Source organism: Candidatus Poriferisodalis sp. (assembly GCF_965205175.1).
GTDB lineage: Bacteria > Actinomycetota > Acidimicrobiia > Acidimicrobiales > Poriferisodalaceae > Poriferisodalis.
Genome location: NZ_OZ242038.1, coordinates 1,415,207 through 1,435,003, shown reverse-complemented (window position 1 = coordinate 1,435,003; position 19,797 = coordinate 1,415,207). Strand labels below are relative to the sequence as shown.

Genomic DNA, 19,797 nt, shown 5'->3' with positions numbered 1-19,797 from the left:
ATGTGCTCACGCCTGCTCGCCGAGCACCGGAGGAACCTGGAATTGCCCGTCGCGTGCGGCAGGCGCTTGGGCCAGCACCTCGTGCCGGTCCACCGAGGCAGCCGCGACGTCGTCACGCAGCACGTTGCTCAGCGGGTAGGGATGCGCGAGCGGCGGGACGTCGGCGAGATCGAGCTCTTCCAGCTCGCAAGCGTGCTCCAGGACGCGTCCAAGGTGGCCGGCGTAGTGCTCGATCTCGTCTTGGGTGAGCTCAATTCGGGCGAGACGGGCCACATGGGCCACGTGATCCGTGCTGATCGCAGGCGTGCCGTCGCTCATGGCGAGCCGCAGGGTACCGGCGCGTCTCAACAGGGAATCCGCCGGCGCGCAGCTTCGGCCAACACCTCACCGGGACGCGTCGGGCTGAACAGCACCCGCGACACCGTCCGCGCCTGGGCTGTGCCGCTCGCGCGTGGCACCAGCTCGACGGGGCCCCCGACCACCGCGAGCAGCACGGGTCCGCGGGCACCGCCGGTGAGGTCCGCGAGGTCTTCAGCGTGGAGGTCGATGCCCGTCGGGGCGAGACCCAGCAAGGCCACCTCGGCTCGGCGCAGCAGGAACGGCTCGCGCGTCGCCAGATGATCGTGCAGGACCAGGCCGTTGGGCACGAACACCACCCAGCGACATGCCAACTGATGCAGCGACCGGAAGCCCCATGCAGCAGCCAGAAGCCCGACGACCGTCGCGGAGGCTGCCCACATCCACAGCCGGTTGGCCCACAGCACCGCAGGCGCCGCGACGCCGACAACCACCGCTGCCCACACCAGCGGAATCGGTCCGATGACCAGTACGAACGGAGCTCTCAGCAGCATCCGCCGTTCGTTGCCGTAGCTGAGGCCATCGACCATGGCGTTGCCCGTCTCGGGGAGCAACGCCGTCGCAGCTGCCAAGGTGCCGCCCGCGGCGGCCGCCGCAGCGCTCCAAACGGCCATGTCTGCGTCCCACGCGGCCGCAGCGACGACGGCACCGATCGTCAAGGCAAGCGATGCGGGAGCAGCGATGCGGACTGCGGTCAGTGCCCAAGGCCGGCGCACCAGCGTTGCCGTCAAGACCAGTCCCCAAACCACCCACAGCTGTGTGCCCACGATGCGTGCTGAGGTGGGTGTGCATGCGCCGAGCGCATCGGCCGCCGCAGCCCCCGTGGTCCACGGCATGACCAGCCACAGCAGGCGCAGCAACCACAGACTCGGGTGCGCTCGAAGCGTGGCTCGCACAGGCGAAGTCTGGCCGGATGCCCATGCGCATGGCGCGGCCCGGCCGACGCACCAGCTGCTTGCCGCCGTCGGAGGCCGTGTGCGGCATCAGCAGCAGCGACCGCAGACTCGAGCACTGGCAGTACAGGGCCCCGCGTCGTTGCATCATGGGAGTCGCCTGATCGAGCAACGCTGCACGCTCAGCTCGGCGTGTCAAGAAGGCGTGTCAAGCAGCAGGCCGAGCACTTCGCGGATCTGTGCCAAAGCTGCTGCGCCCACGTTTCCGCGGCGTGTCCCGATGCGAGCAGCAGCGACGGCTCGGATGTGCTGACACTGGGCTGCCGAGCGCCCGTCGAGGCCGTTCAAGGGGTCAGCCTCGAGGCCGATCTCCGATCCGTGGCCGCGTACGCGAGACGTGAGCGGGACCACATGCACGACCGAGGAGCCTGCCTCGATCACACGTTGCGCCGTGACCACTACAGCGGGTCGGCCGAAGCCCGCCTCAGTTCCCGCAGGAATGCCGAGGTCGACGTCGACGACATCACCCGAGTTCAGCATCGAGCCAAGCTGCCTCGGCACCAGTGAGATCGCTGCACAGGTCGGCGCCCATGCGGTCCTGACGGAGTCTGCGCACCGCCATCGCAACAGTGTCGGTAACGGTGATCTCCATGTCAGCGGCGAGCTTCTTGAGTTGGCGGTGGGTGTCAGCGTCGATTCGGACGGTCGTGCTGCGCATACGATAATGGTAACAGATTTGTAGACTGATCTCGGCGTTGCCGGCAGGCAGTCGATGCCGCCCCACGCAACTACGCCCCACGCAACCGCAGGTTCGGATGTGCGCGAAGCGTCGCTCATACCAGCGGAATCGGGCCGGCTGCCGTTGCGCATGGCGCGGCCCAGAAGGTGTGTCGGCTGCCGACGCGCGGGTGTTATGTTGCGGCCTCTCTCGACGGCAAGGGCAAGGAGTGGTTCCGATGGCGTTGTTTCGGTTGGGGTCTGGTGTGATGCTGCGACTGCTGCGACGGGGCCGCTTGGCGCCGGCGTTGGCGGTGGTGCTGGCATCCGGCGTGATGCACGGCGTGGTATCGCCTGCTGTGGCCGCTGAGGGCGAGTCTTCGGTGTCGGTGGACGCGCCGGTGGTGCTGAGGGTGGCGCCCGACGACGGTGCGGCCGTGCTGTCGTGGACGCGCGGCAAGGCGGGGCGCAAGGCATCAGACTGCGCGACGTCGACATATTGGGTGTACCTGTACGACGGTGCGGGCAAGGCGGTCACGGTCAAGAGCGTGACCTTCCCCGGCGATCGCCTGACATTGGACGAACTTGCGGTAGGCGGCGTGTACCAAGTGGAGGTGTATCCGTACTCGGGTGAGTGCGGGAGCTGGTCGTCGAAACGCGCCAAGGCCAAGTTCACTGCCGCGAAACCTGCCCGCGCGCAGAGAGCCGCAGAGCCAGACGTGCAGTTGCAGGGCCAAGACGGCTTCAACCCGCTCGCCACCACCACAACGACCACGGCGCCGCCCACCACCACAACGACAACTACCACGACGACCACGGCACCGCCCACCAGCACGACGACAACCACCACGACTACTTCGACGAGCGTGGTGCCGGCGAAGTCAGCTGTGTCGGTGGACGCGCCGGTGGCGCTCAGTGTCGTACCGGTGGACAAGGGCGCGTCGCTGACTTGGACGCGCGGCGCGGCACCCAAAGGCGCTTCGGAGTGTACGACGTCGGCGTACTACGTCTACGTGTACGACGATGCCAACAAGCCGGTGTCGGCCACAAGCGTCGCATATCCCGGTGCCGGCACAGAAGTCGTCGACCTAGTGCTGGGTGCCACGTACACGGTGACCGTGTACCCGTACTCGAGCGACTGCACTAGGTGGTCGTCGAACAGCGCCACCGCCACGTTCACCGCGTCCAAGCAGACGGACCTCACCAAGCGGCCCGCCGGCGACAGCGAAGACGATAACGACAGCGGCGACGAAGGCGACGGCGAGGACAAGGATGACGACCAGGACAAGGACGACGGCGGCAAGCCCAGCGACAACAAGGACACCGACGAAGACGACGACAACAAGCCCGCCACCACGACGACCACATCATCGACGACCAGCACCTCCACGACTTCTACTTCGACAACCACAACAACGACAACAACACCGACGATTGCCCTGACGAAGGCGTTTCGAGACGTCAGCACGAGCCACAACCATGCATGCGCGCTGCGCATGACCGGTGCCGTCGCCTGCTGGGGCAGGAACAACTACGGCCAAGCCGAAAGTCCCGCGGGCATCTTCACGTCGATCACGACCGGCGGCGAAGACTCTCCGCTTCGCAGACCTCGCGATGCCGGCCACTCGTGCGGCATTCGCCACGATGGCACCATCGTCTGCTGGGGCGCCAACGAAGCCGGGCAGACCGCCTCGCCTTCCGGGACGTACAGGGCGGTATCGGCGGGCGGCTACCACACGTGCGCAATCAAGACCGACGACACCGTGGCCTGCTGGGGCGGCAACGACTACGGCCAGAGTCGCTCACCGTCCGGCGCGCGTGTCAAAGCACTGTCAGCCGGCGGCTACCACACGTGCGCAATCAAGGCAGACGACACGTTGGCGTGCTGGGGCGGCAACACGGTAGGCGCTGCATTCTTGGCCGCTCCGTCTGGGACGTTCAAGGCGGTGTCTGCAGGCTCTCACCACACCTGCGCGATCCGCACAGACGACACGCTCACCTGCTGGGGAACGAACAGGAGCCCCTTGGGCAACTCCACTACGGGCATCACGGTTGCAACGCCGTCGGGAACGTTCAGGGCAGTGTCGGCAGGCTACTACGACACCTGTGCTGTTCGGATGGATGACACCATGGCTTGCTGGACACAGCAAGGCAACCTCTTTGTGACAGCGCCGACGATGGCTTTCACAACGGTTGCTACCGCGCACTACTACCAATGCGCAATCGCGACCGACAACAGTCTCATCTGCGGCGGTGACTGGAGACTCGGCAGCACAGACCTTCCACTCAGCTCGTTCAGAGAGATCACTGCAGGTTTGGGCTACGGCTGCGGCATCCGGATGAACTACAAGATTGCCTGTTGGGGCAGTGACTACTACGGCAAAGCCAGCCCACCATCAGGCAAGTTCGCGGTGATCGATGCAGGCGACTACCATGCGTGTGCCATCCGCCGCGACAATGAGCAGTTGTCTTGCTGGGGACGAAACCACCACGGTCAGACCGATGTTCCTTCAGGCCAATTCGTCGACGTGGCAGCAGGCAGCGAATTCACCTGCGCGATCCGCAAAGACAACCAGACAATCGCGTGCTGGGGCAGCAACGAGTATGGCCAGTCTACACCTCCGACCGGCACGTTCACATCTCTCGATGCTGGACGCCGCCATGCGTGTGGCATTCGAACCGACGCCTCGGTCATCTGCTGGTCATGGTGGCCGAAGGGCTGGCCAGTTCAGCCTGAACCGCAAGAGAATTATAGTTTCTCAGAGCTCGCACTTGGCGGCCTGCATTCGTGCGGTCTGCGAACGGACAACACGATCCACTGCTGGTTCAACAGCCTGTCGCCGCAAGGCAGCTACACGGACATCGCCGTAGGCACGTGGCACACCTGCGGGACTCGAAACGATGGCACCGTTCATTGCTGGGAGCGAAACAGCACTCGCACGTTTGATCCGATCATCGGGCGCTACACGGACCTTGCCGGAGGCAGCGGCGGTCTCACCTGCGGCATCCGCACCGACGACAACAAGCTGCGATGCGGCGGGTTCCGATCGCGGCCCAAGGGTCTCCTCGAAGCGACGATCAGGACATTCGCGAATACAACATCGTGAACTCAGGCCGGGGATGCGTGCTGGGTCTCGTGAGCGGGCCCAAGGCAGGCGTCTTGGTGTCGGTGGTCAGCCATCTGGGTGGGGTGCGGCTACGGTCGTGCCAATGCTACGGGGCGAGCTGGAGCTGAGGCCGATGGCGGTATGCAGATCGATGGGCACGGTTGGGATGCGAAGGAAAGAGTCGAGTATGTCCGAATCAAGCATGTTCGGTTTGGCGCTAGGTGCTGCGAAACGGCGTCTACAGCGTGGATCGCGGCGCCGTTGGGCGTCGGGGTTAGCGGTGGCGTTGGCCGCGGGCCTGCTGCATGCCGTGGGGGCGCCGGCGGCTGTGGGTGCCGACGACGAGCGCCAAGTATCGGTGGACGCGCCGATAGTGCTGAGCGTCGCGACGCGTGACGGCGGCGTGTCGCTGTGGTGGTCGCGGGGCGCTGCGCCCAAGAAGGCGTCGGAGTGTGAGACGTCGCGCTACTGGGTGTACGTGTACGACAGCGCGGGCGGAACGGTCGCGCAAGAGGGTGTGGCGTTCCCGGGCGGCTCGTTGGAGCTGGATCTTACTGCGGGCGCGAAGTACAAGGTGCAGGTGTACGCGTATTCCGACGACTGCACGCAGTGGGGTGCCGAAGCGAAGGCCAAGTTCAGGGCGTTGGCCGTGAAGGGCGCGCCGCAAGCCCAAGCTCAAGACGAGGACCAAGGCGAGGTCAACCCGCTGTCCACCACGACGACAGCGGCACCCACGACCACGACCACCACAAGCACGACGACAACGACGACAACCACGACTACACCGACGACAACCACCACGACGACTACCACGGCTAAGCCGTCGGTGAAGGCGGGTGTGTCGGTGGACGCGCCGGTGGTGCTCAACGTCGTGCCGGTGGACAAGGGAGCCTCGCTGAGCTGGACGCGGGGCACGGCGCCCAAGAAGGCCTCCAAGTGCGCGACTTCGCTCTATTGGGTGTACGTGTACGACGACGCGGACAAGCCGGTCTTGGTCAAGGGCGTCAACTATCCGGGCGACAGCTTGGAGATCGTCGATCTGGCGCTGGGAGGCACCTACAAGGTAGACGTGTACCCGTACTCGAGCGCCTGCGGTACCTGGTCCTCGACCAAGGCGTCGGCAACGTTCACCGCGTCCAAGCCGGCCGGCCCAGTCGAACCGCCCGAAGGCGACGGCGACAGCGGTGACGACACAGACGACGAGAACGGCCACAACAACCCCGACGACAAAGACGACGACAAGTCCGACAACGACAAAGACAGCGACCGCAAAGACGACGCAGACGACGACGGCGACAAACCCGTCACCACGACCACGACGTCTTCGACCACCACTAGCACAAGCACGACGACCACGAGTACAACCACTACTAGTACAACCACCACATCCACATCCACGACCACGACGATTGTCCCGCAGACCGGCAACTACCGGGACATCAGCACCAGCTACGCGCATGCCTGCGCACTGCGCACCGACAGCACCGTGAAGTGCTGGGGCATCAATCGCCACGGAGAGGCAGACGCACCGTCCGGCACCTTCAAGGCCATCACCACCGGGGGCGAAGTCAGCTGGTGGCCACACCGGCATAAGAGCATCGCGTACTTTGCTGCACATTCGTGTGGGATCCGCACCGATGACACTATCGAATGCTGGGGTGCCAACAATGCTTGGCAATCCACCGAACCGCACGGCAAGTTCAAGGCGGTATCTGCTGGCAGTTACCATACCTGCGCAATCAGTATGGAAGACCGCCTGATTTGCTGGGGCGGCAACGACTACAACCAAGCACCCGGACTGCACTTCGACACGTACAAGGCAGTATCGGCTGGTGCATCGCATACCTGCGCGATCAAGAGTGACGATACTCTGAAATGCTGGGGCGGCAGCACCGACGAAGATGTCGTGGCAGAAGCCCCTACAGGAAAGTTCAAGGCCGTGTCCGCAGGCACATACCACACGTGCGCTGTCCGAATGGACAATACCATGGCCTGCTGGAGCACCCATACCGGCTTCTTTGGACGGCCACCCGGAACCAATGTGTCGACACCCTCCGGAACCTTCACAGCTGTGGCGGCAGGCCACTATGGCACCTGTGCAGTCCGGACAGACGGTAGCGTCGGCTGCTTCAAGAACGACGGCAGCCTCACATCGTGGGCTTCCGAACCTTCAGATTCGAGTTCCTTTACGACGGTCGCAACAGCGTACGAATATATGTGTGCCGTCAAGAATGATGCCAGCCTGCACTGCTGGGGTCATTCACACGTGTACAACGGCAAGATGACCGTGCCGTCATACGGATTCAGGGAAATCACCTCTGGATTCGATCACTTCTGCGGCATCCGACGCAACCACAAGATTGCTTGTTGGAATGACTTCGACGATACTGTAGACGGCGGCTCCTCGATGCTCAACGCGCCGGCCGGCAAGTTCACGGCCATCGCCGCTGGCGATCTGCATACCTGTGCCATTCGTCGTGGCGAGGGCACGCTCGCCTGCTGGGGCGCGAACGACAAAGGACAATCGAATGCGCCCTCGGGCCGTTTCACTGACATTGCAGCAGGCAGGAACTTCACGTGCGCGATCCGCCAAGGCAGCGGTACAGTCGCATGCTGGGGCAACAATCCAGGAGGGACGTTGTTGGTACCGACAGGCAAATTCAAGGCGGTGAGCGCTGGCTACTACCATGCTTGCGCCATCCGCCTTGACGGCTCCGTCAAGTGCTGGGCGTGGGAAGAACAATGGCCTACCCTATGGTTGCCAGAATCACCGGGGAAAAAGCAAAACTATGGCTTTGAGAAACTGGCACTCGGCTACCAGAGTTCCTGTGGCATACGTTCCGATGACACCATCCATTGCTGGTCACGCTACTCTGAGGTTGCAGGCAAATTCACGGACATAGCGAAGGCCCACTGGCACGTGTGCTCGCTCCGCACCGACGGCACCGTCTACTGCTGGGGCAACGGCTATTGGTCAGAGCTGGACCCACCCAGCACCAGCTTCAAGGCTCTTGCAACAACACGACACAACACTTGTGGCATTCGCAGCACAGATAAGAAGGTGGAATGCTGGCAATACACGTCTCCGCCCCATGACATCGTTCACGGGCCCTGACCGTCCGCGCTGACTTTCTGCACAAACCATCTGCTCGGACGTCAGTCGTTGACATGTCGGACGGCGATCTCGACCGCATGGGGTATCTTGCGGAACTGATCAGCCGCTGGGATGTCGAGTACCACCGTGACGACGCACCGTCGGTACCAGACGGGGAATACGACGCCCGCAAACGCGAACTCATCGAGCTCGAGAAGCGCTATCCGGAGGCTGCCGATCCGAACTCACCCAGCCGGCGTGTCGGTGCCGAGTTGTCTGCGCTGTTCAGCGAGGTGGCCCACGCGCGGCCGATGAGGTCGCTGGACAACGCGATGGATCTCGACGAACTGCGGTCGTGGCATGGCCGAGTGGTTCGCGGTATTGCCGCCGCGCGTACTGCACGATCCGACGAAGCGGTTATCGATGAAGCGGTTGCCGACGGTGACGCAGGCGGCGAGACTGCGCAGCACGGTCAGGCCTCCGGCAGCGATGCGGCGGAATCTGATGCGGAGGCACTGGCACCGGAGCTGATCTGCGAGCTGAAGCTGGACGGACTGGCCGTCTCGCTGCGCTACGAGCAAGGGCGTCTCGTCCAAGCAGCGACGCGAGGCAATGGGCGAGTCGGTGAGGATGTCACCGCAAACGTCGCAACCTTGGCGGACATACCGAGAGAACTGAATGCGGTGTCTCCGGTGCCTGCGGTGATCGAAGTTCGGGGCGAGATATTCTTGCCGCTGGAACGATTTCGTGAGCTGAACGACGCGCAGGGCCGCGCACGTGAAGCCCTCACGCAAGCCGCGCAACGCGCAAGACAGCAGCTTGCGGACGCCACCGAGGACATGGCAGCGAACGAGCGACGCAAGCTGGAATCGCTAGCGAAGCTCACCGCGGCCGATGTGCAACGCCGGCATCCCGACTACGCAAACGCTCGGAACACGGCGGCAGGCAGCCTGCGTCAAAAGGACCCCTCGATCGTCGCGACACGCGGCCTGTCGTTCTGGTGTTACGACATGGGCGAGCTGGTCGGCGGCCCGGATCTGGCAAGCGCCGGCGAGACCTTCGCGTACTTGGCCGAGCTGGGCTTGCCGGTGAATCCCGAGGCGCGCACGTTCGCCACGTTCGCGCAGGTCGAGGAGTACTGCGCCCGTTGGGAACGAGACCGCCACAAGCCGTCCTACGACATCGACGGCGTGGTGGTGAAGGTTGCCGACTTGGCGCTGCGCAGCGCACTGGGCTCTACCAGCCGAGCGCCGCGCTGGGCGGTGGCCTACAAGTTCCCGCCCGAAGAACGCACGACCAAGCTGCGCGACATCATGGTCTCGATCGGCCGCACGGGCCGCGCCACGCCGTTCGCGCGGATGGAACCTGTGTTCGTCGGCGGGTCGACCGTTTCGCTGGCCACGCTGCACAACGAGGACCAAGTCGCCGTCAAAGACGTCCGACCCGGCGACACTGTCGTCGTCCGCAAAGCCGGCGACGTGATCCCCGAGGTCGTGGGGCCAGTGCTCGCCGAGCGGCCTGAGGGACTGTCGCCGTGGAGCTTCCCCACCGCGTGCCCCGTCTGCGGGCAGCCCTTGGTGCGCAGCGTCGGCGACGCCAACACCTACTGCGTAAACCGGTCGTGCAGGGCACGGGTCACTCAGAGCATCGGGCACTTCGTGAGCCGCGGCGCGCTCGACATCGAAGGCCTCGGCGAGCGGACGGTGATGCTGCTGTGCGAGCGCGGGCTGGTGACGGACGCAGCTGACTTGTTCGCCTTGACGGTAGACGACCTGCTCGCGCTGGAGCGATTCGCGGACAAGTCCGCTTCGAGCTTGGTGGCCGGCATCGACAAGGCACGCCAATCGCCCTTGGCGCGACTGCTCATCGGACTGGGCATCGAGCACTTGGGGCCGGCGGCGTCGGAACTATTGGCGCGGCGCTTCGGCACACTGGACGCTGTCGTGGAGGCATCGGCTGAGGAGCTTGCGGACATCGACGGCATCGGGCCGATCATCGCCGCCAGCGTCACGGCCTACTTTGCCGACGACGACAACCGCGCCTTGGTGGAGAAGCTGAGGCAAGCCGGCATGCGCTTCGATGTCGTCGACGATGCCGACGACGGCACAGACTCGCCGCCAGTGCTGGCCGGCCGTTCAGTAGTAGTGAGCGGCAATCTCGACGGCTGGTTCATCGGCCGTGACGACGCCAAGCGTGCCATCGTCCGACTCGGAGGCAAGGCCACCTCCTCGTTGAACAAGAGCACCTACGCGCTGGTCGCAGGCGAGCGAGCGGGCCAAGCCAAGCTGGATCGAGCCGCAGAACTGAACATTCCCGTCCTCGACGAGCAAGACCTGCGCACCCTGCTCACCACCGGCACAGTGACGTACGGTGACCAAGCTACTGCAAGCGCAGATGAGCCAACCATAGCGTAAGCACTCGACTGCATACACCAGCCACGAGCCAATGACATCAAGTCATTTTGGCCAGGAACATACAAGCCACCAACCCGTGTCAACAGCGCTCTGCCTCTTTCGCGGCATCAGACGGTGCTATCGCAACACACGTTCTCACATGAGATTCTCGGGTATCTCCACTTGCAACGACGGATCCGGTTCCGCCGAGGCAACTCGGAGATTATAGACTTCGAGCAAGAGTCGCAGTCGCTCATTCCTCGGATTACGATCGTAGCGCGCAGGGATATCTACGGCATCAGCGGCGAAGTCAGTGAGGTCCTTTATCGAAATCAGGTCGGCAATATTGAAATTCGCCGCCAATCCCTCGGCCGCAGCGATTCTGTTTCGCTGAGTCAGCAGCACAGGGAGCAGATCAAGCGCCAAATTTCGTTCACATTTGTGCATGAGAGCTTCACTTGGTGCGGTAGTTATGTGCAACGCCGCACCGTAGATTACGAAGTCACCTGCGCGACCCGTGTGTGTATCTGCGGTCGTGAATGAGTAGTTGTCGATTTCCATATTGGGATACCACAAGCACAGAGCGGCACCAACGACGTGCTGGGCAACCGCACCTATCACATTGCCGCCGCGAAATTTGGCGACGTCAAGCAGCTGGCGAATAGCAACGCCGGTTGGCTCATGATGTCGATATTCTATTCGCAGCCGCTGACGAGCAAAGAAGTCGGCCTGGATGCGCTCCACTATCGCTGCGTGCAAGTTGTTGATGACCTCACGACGTAATTCCATGCTGGCAACCGCGAAATCCTGTGCAGCGACCGAAGAATTGATGGCGGCTTGGAAGCTCCGCGCGAGTTCCTGGCTCCCTCTGCTTGTCCGTCCACCTTCGCTCGCAAGCTGACGCACTTCACCGTAGCGTGCAAGAATCTTGCTCACTCTTGAGCCACCGAGCAGACGAATCTGTGAGCCAGTGAACCACTTCGCTTCGTCAAGTGGGAAGTGATCCAACATGTGCTCACACATGATGAGGCAGACCGTCATGACATTTCGGTTTATGCCCGCCTCGGTCCGCTGCGCCTCATACCACTCGTCGATGGCAGTGTCGAGCGCTATGGTGAGCTCGTTGGCATTCATGCTGCTCGAGGAACAGCACCGGGTAACCGGAGCGCTGGTACTAAGAAATTCTCGGCAAGCCACGTGATGACCGGCACGGTGACCGCGTCGCCGAAGCCGAACAACGCTTGGGCTTCGGTCACCACCGCGACATCAAAACTGTCCGGCACTCCTTGGAGCCGGCCGTATTCGCGTGCAGTCATCCATCGCACGCGGTGACCGTCTTGATCAACTTCGATGAGTGCCTGGCGTGAAGAGCCACCCCGCGCGGTCCGCAGGCAGCCGGCAATCTCGTCCGCGCGCACTTCCCAGACGGCCTGCCCCTTGCGCGTGCGACGGTAGGCGGTACGCCAAGCGATGACGTTCTGATCGGCGAGAACGCCGATGCGAGTCGCATGCCGATCCGGGAGCGTGCGTTCGAAGTGTCCAAGTCGCTTCGCATCCCACCAGCGATGGTCGTCGGGCATGAGATGCTCGACGACATCCGCAAGTCGTGGTTCGACTGGCGCAGGGCCTCCGGTCATCCACCGCATCAAATGGAGATCCTGATTGCGGTCAAGAAATTGCTGGAGCGGAGACGGACGCAGCACATCGCGTTCACGTGCCTTGGTAGTCACCGCCTGCCCGTCTACCGCCAAAAAGTTGGCCACGGTCTTCGGTGATGCTGTCTCCAGTACAGGGTCAAGCAGTCCGAGCACGAAGAGTCTACTGCGAGACTGCGGGACGAACCAGCGCGAATCGACCACGGCAAGATCGCAGACGTAGCCGAGTCCATTGAGTGCTGTCAGCGCTTCGCACAGATCGCTACCACCGCGCGAGGAAACGAATGACGGTACATTCTCGATGAGGACTGCACGCGGTCGGCGTTCACCCATCTCCGTGAGCACGCGCACGAAGTCGAAGAACAGGCCTGACTGTGCGCCAGCGAGTCCTCGCCGATGACCGGCAAGTGACAGATCGATACAAGGGAAGCTCGCCGTTGCTACCTCCACATCGGGCACCTCGGCACCGCGAATCTCACGGAGATCACCAACACGAAGATCGTCAGGACCGAAATTGGCTGCGTACACCGCGGCCTTGACGGGCGAGATGTCGTTCGCCCAGACGACGCGCAGGCCCGCTGCCTCGATGCCAGCTCGCATCAGGCCGATGCCAGCAAAGAACTCAGCGGCCAATATCTGCGACATCGACCCTGACAGTAGCGGCGAGGCTCAGTGGGCTCGCGGATTGCGGATCAGACGCTCAAGCCAGCTCGCGCAAACGCCAACGCTCCGAACGCTCAGCTCCGTGATTGGGCGATGGACGATTCGGAAGCACTCGCCGTCGATTCGCAGACCCCGGCCGTATCTGCTGCTCAGAAGGTGGTGAAGCACCATTCGTAGGTGAAGTCGGCGGCTTCGACGTCGATGGTCGGGGTTGCGGTGAGACGGGCGCACGAGCGCCCGCTGCGCAGCTTGGTGATCGCCTTGCCGTCTCCTGCGGAGAACAGGTACTCGCCCAGCTGGACGGTGCCGGCGTTGAGCTGGACCGCGGGGATCGTCGTGCCGTTGATGCTCAAGGTCATCCGCCAGCCGGCTTCGAGCCGGGCGCCTACCGGGCTCTGGTGCGGCACATTGGCGCCGGGCACAGGAGTCACCGACTGCAGTCCGGCGGGCAGAGCGCTGGCGGGCTCACCGCCGCGGGTCAGCCACACCGCCAGCACCACACCTACAGCGGCGACGAGCACGAACAACGTGACGGCAGTAGAGACGCCCTCGCGCAACGCCCACGGCAACGGCCGGTCTCCGCCGGGGCGGGCGGCCGCCGGGCTCACGCGAGAAACTCCGCTACAACACTGCGTGCGCCACCGAGAACACCGTTACCTGGGCTTGTCGAAGACGGAACGGGCGCTGCGGGCAGCTCCGACCGGGGCAACAGCCGCGACGCGGGCGTCATGTGAGATGCCCGGCGGACGTCGCGCCGCCGAGCACTTCGTCGCCTTGGTAGAAGACCACCGCTTGCCCGCCAGCAACGCGCCGCTGCGGTTCGGACCAGTGCAGCTGGCCCTGCGCGTCGAGGGATGCCGGCACGACCGGACCGTGCGCGCTGGTCTGGGCCAGCACCTCGCCCTCGACCAGTGCGCCGACCCAGCGGTGGTCCACCAGCCGAATGCCACGAGACGACAGCTCGCCACGACCGCCCACCGTGACCCGGCGGGCCTCCACGTCCACCTCGACGGCGTAACGCCGCTGGGGCGCGCCGCCGAGGTCCAAGCCCTTGCGCTGGCCGACGGTGACCAGCTCCACTGCTGGCACCGTGCCCACATGCCGACCCGAGCAGTCCACCAGCTCGGCGGGGTGCAGATCGATGCGCTCGGCCAAGAAGCGCTCCCTGCCCGCCGCCTCGGTGATGAAGCACACATCCTGGCTGTCCGGCTTGTCGGCCGTTCGAAGACCCAGCTCTGCGGCGAGCGCGCGGGCGTCGGCTTTGCGCATGTCGCCCAGCGGAAACTGCAGCAAGGCCAAATCGGCCTCGCTCAGCATGTACAGCACATAGGACTGATCCTTGGCAGCATCGGCGCCGCGCCGCAGCCGCAGCCTGCCGCTGCGCCTGCTGATGCGGACGTGATGGCCAGTGACCAGTTGCTCGAAGCCCAGTCGGCGAGCCCGCTGCAGCAAGACGTCGAACTTCACGTGCCGATTGCAGGCAATGCAAGGATTCGGCGTGAGACCTCGGCGGTGCGCATCTGCGTAGGGCGCCACCACGTCGCGTTCGAACTCGGCCGCGTAGTTGAACACGAAGTGGTCGATGCCCAGTTGCTGGCACACCCGGCGTGCGTCGTCCACGTCCGACACCGCGCAGCAGCCTTGGTCCTGCGGCCCGCCCCACAGCTTCAAGGTGACGCCGACCACTTCGCGGCCTTCGCGCACGCACAGCGCCGCTGCCACCGAGCTGTCCACACCGCCCGACATCGCCACCAGCACACGACGCCGCGCGCTCGGCCGATCCAACCCGCTGCAGGCAGCACGCCTCGGTTCGGCTGTCGTCATCGATGCTGCCCCGCACTGCGCAGCACTGGCGCCTCGGAGCACTCAAGCGGACAGCGCACAAGGGGCCGAACACCGGGCGCAGAGCCGGCCCCAGCTGCTGCCTGGCACCGCTCGGCGGACTGCTGGAAGGTCATCGAAGCTGCTCCACGCAGGGCGGAATGAACTCAAGGGCATGCTCGACCTCCCACGGTTCGGTACACCAGCCCAGCGACAGTCGCAGCGACCCGGCTGCGACCCGGCGGTCGATGCCCATGGCGGCCAGCACGTGGCTGGGTTCCATGGCACCGGACGCGCACGAGGCGGCCGCGGAGGCCATCACGTCGCAGCGGTCCAGCAGCACCAGCAGCGCCTCGGTCTCGATGCCCTCAATGAGCAGCTGGCAGATCCCCGCAGCCCGCTGCGAGCGCGCGACCGTCGCTCGGCAGCCGTCGATGGCCGCAGCCAAGCCGTCGGCCAGACGGTCCGCCATCGAGCCGAGCCGTTCGATGTCGGCGTCTCGCGTCTTGGCCAGCTCGGCCAGTGCTGCGCCGAGGGCGACGATGCCAGCCGTGTTGTGGGTGCCGCTGCGACGGTCGGCCTCTTGGCCGCCGCCGAGCTGCTGCGCCGACAGCGCCACGCCGGGCCGCAGCGCCAGCACGCCGACCCCCTTGGGGCCGCCGAACTTGTGGGCGCTGAGCGACAGCAGATCGGCCGCACGCGCCGACTCGGCAAGGTCGACCCAGTTGACGGCCTGCACGGCGTCGGTGTGCATCAGCGCGCCCGGAGCGTGCCGGCGGACCACCTCTGCCACAGCGTCCAGGTCCGCGATAAGCCCGGACTCGTTGTTGACCAACATCGCCGACACGAGGCCCGCCGGCGGGCCCGCTTCGGGTTCCAGCTGCGCCGCGAGATGATCGAGATCCACGGTGCCGTCGGCCTCAACGCGCACCACTCGCCCACCGACTGCCTCAACCGGGTGCAGCACGGCGTGGTGTTCGGTGGCGGGGCACAGCGCCGTGGTGCCGGTGGCTGCGGCGACACCGCGCACCGCCAGGTTGTCGGCTTCGGTCCCGCCGCTGGTGAACACGACGCCGTGCGGGTCGAAGCCCAGCGCGTCAGCAACGATCTCTCGTGCGTCATCGATGGCCTCCCGCGCCCGGCGGGCCATGCGGTGCGCCCCGGAGGGATTGGCGAACTGCGTCTCCAAGAACGGCACCATGGCCTCGACGGCACCGGGCCGCATCGGCGTGGAGGCGGCGCAGTCCAAGTACGCGGGGCGGCTCGCCTGCGATTGCGGCGGTGCCTGCCGGGTTCTTTGCCCTGATTCTCGCAGCGGCGCGCCGGTCACGAGGCGAGGCTACGCGCAGCCGACACTGCCGTCGAAGCACACGGGCGGGCGCGAAACGGCCGCGGTGACAACCGTGCCGAGCCGTGCAACACTGGACGGTCGGCTGCATCGCTCGGCGCAATCGTCGCACCAGTGGCAAGACTGGTCGACCGCCGAAGCACACGAGCCCCCTCCCACCCACTGACGACTGTCTGACAGCACTCCCGGACGAGCAAGCGACATGAGCATCGAGGTCTCCATCGACATCCCCGCTCCGCCGCAGGAGGTCTGGGACTACGCAGCGGACTTGGCCCTCAACGTGGAGTGGATGGCCGATGCTGCGTCGATCCAGTTCGTCACGGCCCAACGAGAGGGAGTGGGCACCCAGTTCGACTGCGTGACCAAGCTCGGCCCGCTGCGCACGACTGATCGCATAGAAGTCACCGAATGGAACCCGCCGCACGCACTCGGCGTCGAGCACCGCGGGGCGGTGGGCGGCACCGGATGCTTCACTCTCACGCCGAGCAACGGCGGCACGCGCTTCACCTGGACAGAAGAGCTGACCTTGCCGTGGTACTTCGGTTCACGGCTGGGTCTGCGACCCGCTTCGGCGGTGCTTGAGCGCGTCTGGCGCAAGAACCTGCGCTCCTTGCGGGCCCGGATTCTCGAGCGCCAACAAGGGCCGTCAGGCCACGAACCGGGCCTGCTCCTCGGGATGGGCCGCGATTCGGAAGTGCGCGCCTATGGACCGCATGTCGTGCGCATCAGCCTGCGGGGCCGGGATCTGAGCCAAGAGGCCGATGCGATGCGTCATGTCCGGACCCACGGATTTCCTGCGCCGAGGGTCATCGAACAGCCCGACGATCACTCGGTGGTGATGGAACGGCTCTCGGGACCCACGATGCTCGAGGACCTCGCAGCCAAGCCATGGCTCATGGTGCGCCATGCCAAGCGCTTGGCGAAGCTCCACCGAGCACTCGGCGACATCCCGGCACCCGCCGACTGGGTCAAGGTGTCTGCGGGGAACTCCGTAGTGCATCTCGACATGCAGCCCGACAATGTGAAGCTGACGCCCGACGGGCCTTTGGTCATCGACTGGTCGAATGCCGCTGCAGGCAACCCTGCGTTCGACGCTGCATCCACCTACGTGCGGCTGCGCACCGGGGCACCGGACAATCACGCCGCAGCGCGCGCCGTGATCAACACGTTCCGCAATCGCTTCGCGGGCATGTTCCTCAAGGAATTCGGTGCGGACCAGATCAGGGAGCACCTGCGAGCCGCCGCCGACCTGCGGCTCTTGGACCGCAACCTGCGCGCCAACGAGCGCGAGGCGGTGTTCGCGCTGGCTCGCGGCGAACTGGATTGAACCGACTGCGCCAACTGCACTGTCCCGCGGCTGCGAGCCGTTGCGTGCTGCGCGTCAACACGTCTCGGCCAGCAGCATCTCGGCCGCGGCATAGGGGTCGAGCTCCCGACGGGCCAGCCGCTCACGCAGCTGCTGCGCGAGCGGGCTGCCGGAGAGCGTCGCGACCCGCTGGGAGATGCTCGCACGCACGATGTCGTCCAGTTCAGCCTCGACGCGGGCAGCGCGCTGTGCCGCCAGCTCCCCGGTCGCAGTGGCGTGCGTACGATGTGCACATACAGCAGCCCACAGTTCGGCTGCTCCTTCGCCGGTGGTGCCGACCGAGGTGAGAATCGGCGGGTCCCAGTCGCCCGGCGCGGACAGGTCCAGCATCTGGCGGATGTCCCGACAGGTCTCCGGTGTGCCAGGCCGATCTGCCTTGTTCACCACGAAGATGTCGGCGATCTCCATGAGACCGGCCTTGTTCGCCTGCACCGAGTCTCCCCATCCCGGGTTCACCACCACGACGGTGGTGTCGGCCGCGCCGGCAATCTCTGTCTCCACTTGGCCGACGCCCACCGTCTCGACGACGACCCACGGCCAGCCCAGCGCATCGAGCACCCGCACCGCGAGCGGTGTAGCCAGCGTCAGGCCGCCGAGGTGCCCTCGAGTGGCCATGGAGCGGATGTACACGCCTTCGTCGAAGGTGTGATCGGTCATGCGCACCCGGTCGCCGAGGATCGCGCCGCCGCTGAACGGCGACGACGGGTCCACCGCCAGGACCGCTACCCGCTCAGCGCGCTCGCGTGCCACGCTGACGAGCGCCGAATTGAGCGTGGACTTGCCCGCTCCCGGTGCGCCGGTGATGCCCACCGTGTGCGCATGCCCGGAGGCAGCAAAGGTCAGCATTCCCAGCCGGCGTGCGTCGGCGCCGCCTCGCTCCACCATCGACATGACGCGCGCCAACGCACGACGCTGGCCGCCACGGGCGGCTTCCAGCAGGGCTGCCGCATCGGCGGAGGGCGCACGCTCGGGAAGTGTCATCGGCGGGCCGACAGTACCCACGGTCCACCGGTCCGGCACGTTTCAGCGGCGCGAGATGACCGCACCCACACCGGCGAGCTTGCCGGCCAAGTCCTCGTAGCCACGTTCGATGTGATGTGCCCCGGCCACTTCGGTCTCGCCTTCGGCACCGAGGCCGGCCACCACCAGCGCTGCGCCGGCTCTGATGTCGTGTGCGCGAACCGGCGCGCCCGACAGGTGCGCGGTGCCGCGAACCACCGCATGGTGACCTTCGATGCGAATGTCGGCACCCATCCGGCGCAGTTCATCGATGTAGCGAAAGCGGCCGGTGAAGATGTTCTCGGTCACGATTCCCACGCCCGACGCCGTCGTGAGCAGCGACACCAGGAAGGGCTTGTAGTCGGTCGCCAGACCCGGGTAGGGCAGCGTGGACACATTGGCCGACGTCAACCGTCGAGCGACCGTCGCCCGCAGTCCTGCATCTTCGACCGAGATGCGCATGCCCATCTCGGTGAGCTTGCGAATGAGCATCGTCATGTGCCCGGCCGCCGCGTGACGCAGGTACACCGACCCGCCGCATACGCCGACCGCGGCGAGCAGCGTCGCTGCCTCGATGCGGTCCGAAATCACCCAGTAGCCGTTGTCGTTGCTTGCGGGTGTCAGCTGCTCGACGCCATCGACCGCCAGTCGATCGCCGACCCAGCCGATCCGCGCCCCCATGAGATTGAGAAAGCTGACGAGATCGCCCACTTCTGGCTCGCGAGCAGGATTCACGATGAGCGTGCGTCCCCGGGCTTGCACAGCCGCCATCAGCACGTTCTCGGTCGCGCCGACCGACGGGTAGTCGAGCACGACCTCGGCACCGGTCAGCGTTCGTGCCGTGCCCCAGATGTCGCCGTGCGCGGTGCTGAAGGTCGCGCCCAAGCACTCGAGCGCTCGCAGATGCATGTCGATCGGTCGCGGTCCGAAGTCATCGCCGCCCGGCAGCGCCACCCGCGCCGCTCCGAAGCGTCCCAGCAGCGGACCGAGCACCGCAATCGAGGCACGCATGCGCTCGACGACGTGGTATGGCGCCTCGGTGTTCAGCTCGGCAGGCACATCGACGACGAGACGGTGATCGGCTCGCGTCACCGTCACGCCCATGGCTTCGAGCAGCTCGCACATGAGCGAGACGTCGGAGATGTCCGGCACGTTGGCCAGCACATGACGCCCTTGCGCCAGCAGGCAAGCCGCCATCAGCTTGAGCACGCTGTTCTTGGCACCGCTGATGCAGACCTCGCCGTCGAGATCGCGGCTGCGCTGCGTCACGAAAGTGCCGCGTTCGTCCACGGCGTTCAGGACCACCGACATAGCGTTACCACCGCCACGGCCCTCACGCCTGCCGTGCTGCGGCTATGGGGTGACACCGCGCCGCCGACAAGTG

15 protein-coding genes are annotated in these 19,797 nt (G+C 65.3%); 4 read left to right on the top strand and 11 right to left on the bottom strand.

The window, feature by feature from the left end:
* Positions 1 to 6 precede the first annotated feature (6 nt).
* From gatC to ACOGI4_RS06315, 4 genes are all read right to left on the bottom strand, one after another.
* Positions 7 to 318, bottom strand: coding sequence for an Asp-tRNA(Asn)/Glu-tRNA(Gln) amidotransferase subunit GatC (gatC, locus tag ACOGI4_RS06330; protein WP_419840843.1), 312 nt, complete (start codon positions 316 to 318; stop codon positions 7 to 9).
* Between the two features lie 26 nt (positions 319 to 344).
* On the bottom strand, positions 345 to 1,253 hold the full coding sequence (locus tag ACOGI4_RS06325; RefSeq protein WP_419840842.1) for a hypothetical protein: 909 nt from the start codon (positions 1,251 to 1,253) through the stop codon (positions 345 to 347).
* A 192-nt stretch (positions 1,254 to 1,445) separates the two neighbouring features.
* Positions 1,446 to 1,790 (bottom strand): type II toxin-antitoxin system PemK/MazF family toxin, encoded by a 345-nt coding sequence (locus tag ACOGI4_RS06320; protein ID WP_419840841.1) that lies wholly within the window; start codon positions 1,788 to 1,790, stop codon positions 1,446 to 1,448.
* A complete protein-coding gene (locus ACOGI4_RS06315; RefSeq protein WP_419840840.1) occupies positions 1,774 to 1,968 on the bottom strand; it encodes a hypothetical protein in 195 nt (64 codons plus the stop codon). The genes ACOGI4_RS06320 and ACOGI4_RS06315 overlap by 17 nt, the downstream gene beginning before the upstream one ends.
* Before the next feature lie 238 nt (positions 1,969 to 2,206).
* Here ACOGI4_RS06315 and ACOGI4_RS06310 point away from each other — a divergent pair, with 238 nt between their 5' ends.
* The 3 genes from ACOGI4_RS06310 (at position 2,207) to ligA (ending at position 10,582) form a co-directional block, all read left to right on the top strand.
* Positions 2,207 to 5,074, top strand: a complete 2,868-nt coding sequence (locus ACOGI4_RS06310; protein WP_419840839.1) for a hypothetical protein — start codon at positions 2,207 to 2,209, stop codon at positions 5,072 to 5,074.
* Between the two features lie 280 nt (positions 5,075 to 5,354).
* A complete protein-coding gene (locus ACOGI4_RS06305) occupies positions 5,355 to 8,189 on the top strand; it encodes an RCC1 domain-containing protein (protein ID WP_419840838.1) in 2,835 nt (944 codons plus the stop codon).
* 53 nt (positions 8,190 to 8,242) lie between these two features.
* Positions 8,243 to 10,582, top strand: a complete 2,340-nt coding sequence (gene ligA / locus ACOGI4_RS06300) for an NAD-dependent DNA ligase LigA (protein WP_419840837.1) — start codon at positions 8,243 to 8,245, stop codon at positions 10,580 to 10,582.
* Positions 10,583 to 10,717: 135 nt separating this feature from the next.
* On the opposite strand, the gene ACOGI4_RS06295 is transcribed toward ligA, so the two are convergent.
* From ACOGI4_RS06295 to ACOGI4_RS06275, 5 genes are all read right to left on the bottom strand, one after another.
* The gene (locus tag ACOGI4_RS06295) at positions 10,718 to 11,695 is read right to left on the bottom strand and encodes a DUF4928 family protein (RefSeq protein WP_419840836.1); all 978 of its coding nucleotides are present in this window, start codon (positions 11,693 to 11,695) and stop codon (positions 10,718 to 10,720) included.
* On the bottom strand, positions 11,692 to 12,861 hold the full coding sequence (locus ACOGI4_RS06290) for a DNA cytosine methyltransferase (protein WP_419840835.1): 1,170 nt from the start codon (positions 12,859 to 12,861) through the stop codon (positions 11,692 to 11,694). Before ACOGI4_RS06290 ends, ACOGI4_RS06295 begins: the two co-directional genes overlap by 4 nt.
* A gap of 167 nt (positions 12,862 to 13,028) precedes the next feature.
* Entirely contained in the window at positions 13,029 to 13,487 is a 459-nt protein-coding gene (locus ACOGI4_RS06285; RefSeq protein ID WP_419840834.1) for a hypothetical protein, read from the bottom strand.
* Between the two features lie 118 nt (positions 13,488 to 13,605).
* The gene (gene mnmA / locus ACOGI4_RS06280; protein WP_419840833.1) at positions 13,606 to 14,703 is read right to left on the bottom strand and encodes a tRNA 2-thiouridine(34) synthase MnmA; all 1,098 of its coding nucleotides are present in this window, start codon (positions 14,701 to 14,703) and stop codon (positions 13,606 to 13,608) included.
* 130 nt (positions 14,704 to 14,833) lie between these two features.
* Positions 14,834 to 16,030, bottom strand: a complete 1,197-nt coding sequence (locus ACOGI4_RS06275; protein ID WP_419840832.1) for a cysteine desulfurase family protein — start codon at positions 16,028 to 16,030, stop codon at positions 14,834 to 14,836.
* A 220-nt stretch (positions 16,031 to 16,250) separates the two neighbouring features.
* Between ACOGI4_RS06275 and ACOGI4_RS06270 the strand changes: the two genes are divergently transcribed.
* On the top strand, positions 16,251 to 17,375 hold the full coding sequence (locus ACOGI4_RS06270) for an SRPBCC family protein (RefSeq protein ID WP_419840831.1): 1,125 nt from the start codon (positions 16,251 to 16,253) through the stop codon (positions 17,373 to 17,375).
* 54 nt (positions 17,376 to 17,429) lie between these two features.
* Here the strand turns inward: ACOGI4_RS06270 and meaB are convergent, their stop codons facing one another.
* A complete protein-coding gene (gene meaB, locus ACOGI4_RS06265; protein WP_419840830.1) occupies positions 17,430 to 18,395 on the bottom strand; it encodes a methylmalonyl Co-A mutase-associated GTPase MeaB in 966 nt (321 codons plus the stop codon).
* A gap of 42 nt (positions 18,396 to 18,437) precedes the next feature.
* Positions 18,438 to 19,724, bottom strand: coding sequence for a UDP-N-acetylglucosamine 1-carboxyvinyltransferase (gene murA, locus ACOGI4_RS06260; RefSeq protein ID WP_419840829.1), 1,287 nt, complete (start codon positions 19,722 to 19,724; stop codon positions 18,438 to 18,440).
* Positions 19,725 to 19,797: the final 73 nt, after the last annotated feature.

Excerpts from the sequence above, each read along its gene's own strand:
- ACOGI4_RS06295 (WP_419840836.1), bottom strand. The coding sequence starts at position 11,695 with ATGAATGCCAACGAGCTCACCATAGCGCTCGACACTGCCATCGACGAG.
- ligA (WP_419840837.1), top strand. The coding sequence starts at position 8,243 with ATGTCGGACGGCGATCTCGACCGCATGGGGTATCTTGCGGAACTGATC.
- mnmA (WP_419840833.1), bottom strand. The coding sequence starts at position 14,703 with ATGACGACAGCCGAACCGAGGCGTGCTGCCTGCAGCGGGTTGGATCGG.
- ACOGI4_RS06290 (WP_419840835.1), bottom strand. The coding sequence starts at position 12,861 with ATGTCGCAGATATTGGCCGCTGAGTTCTTTGCTGGCATCGGCCTGATG.
- ACOGI4_RS06320 (WP_419840841.1), bottom strand. The coding sequence starts at position 1,790 with ATGCTGAACTCGGGTGATGTCGTCGACGTCGACCTCGGCATTCCTGCG.
- murA (WP_419840829.1), bottom strand. The coding sequence starts at position 19,724 with ATGTCGGTGGTCCTGAACGCCGTGGACGAACGCGGCACTTTCGTGACG.
- ACOGI4_RS06315 (WP_419840840.1), bottom strand. The coding sequence starts at position 1,968 with ATGCGCAGCACGACCGTCCGAATCGACGCTGACACCCACCGCCAACTC.
- ACOGI4_RS06270 (WP_419840831.1), top strand. The coding sequence starts at position 16,251 with ATGAGCATCGAGGTCTCCATCGACATCCCCGCTCCGCCGCAGGAGGTC.
- meaB (WP_419840830.1), bottom strand. The coding sequence starts at position 18,395 with ATGACACTTCCCGAGCGTGCGCCCTCCGCCGATGCGGCAGCCCTGCTG.
- ACOGI4_RS06310 (WP_419840839.1), top strand. The coding sequence starts at position 2,207 with ATGGCGTTGTTTCGGTTGGGGTCTGGTGTGATGCTGCGACTGCTGCGA.
- gatC (WP_419840843.1), bottom strand. The coding sequence starts at position 318 with ATGAGCGACGGCACGCCTGCGATCAGCACGGATCACGTGGCCCATGTG.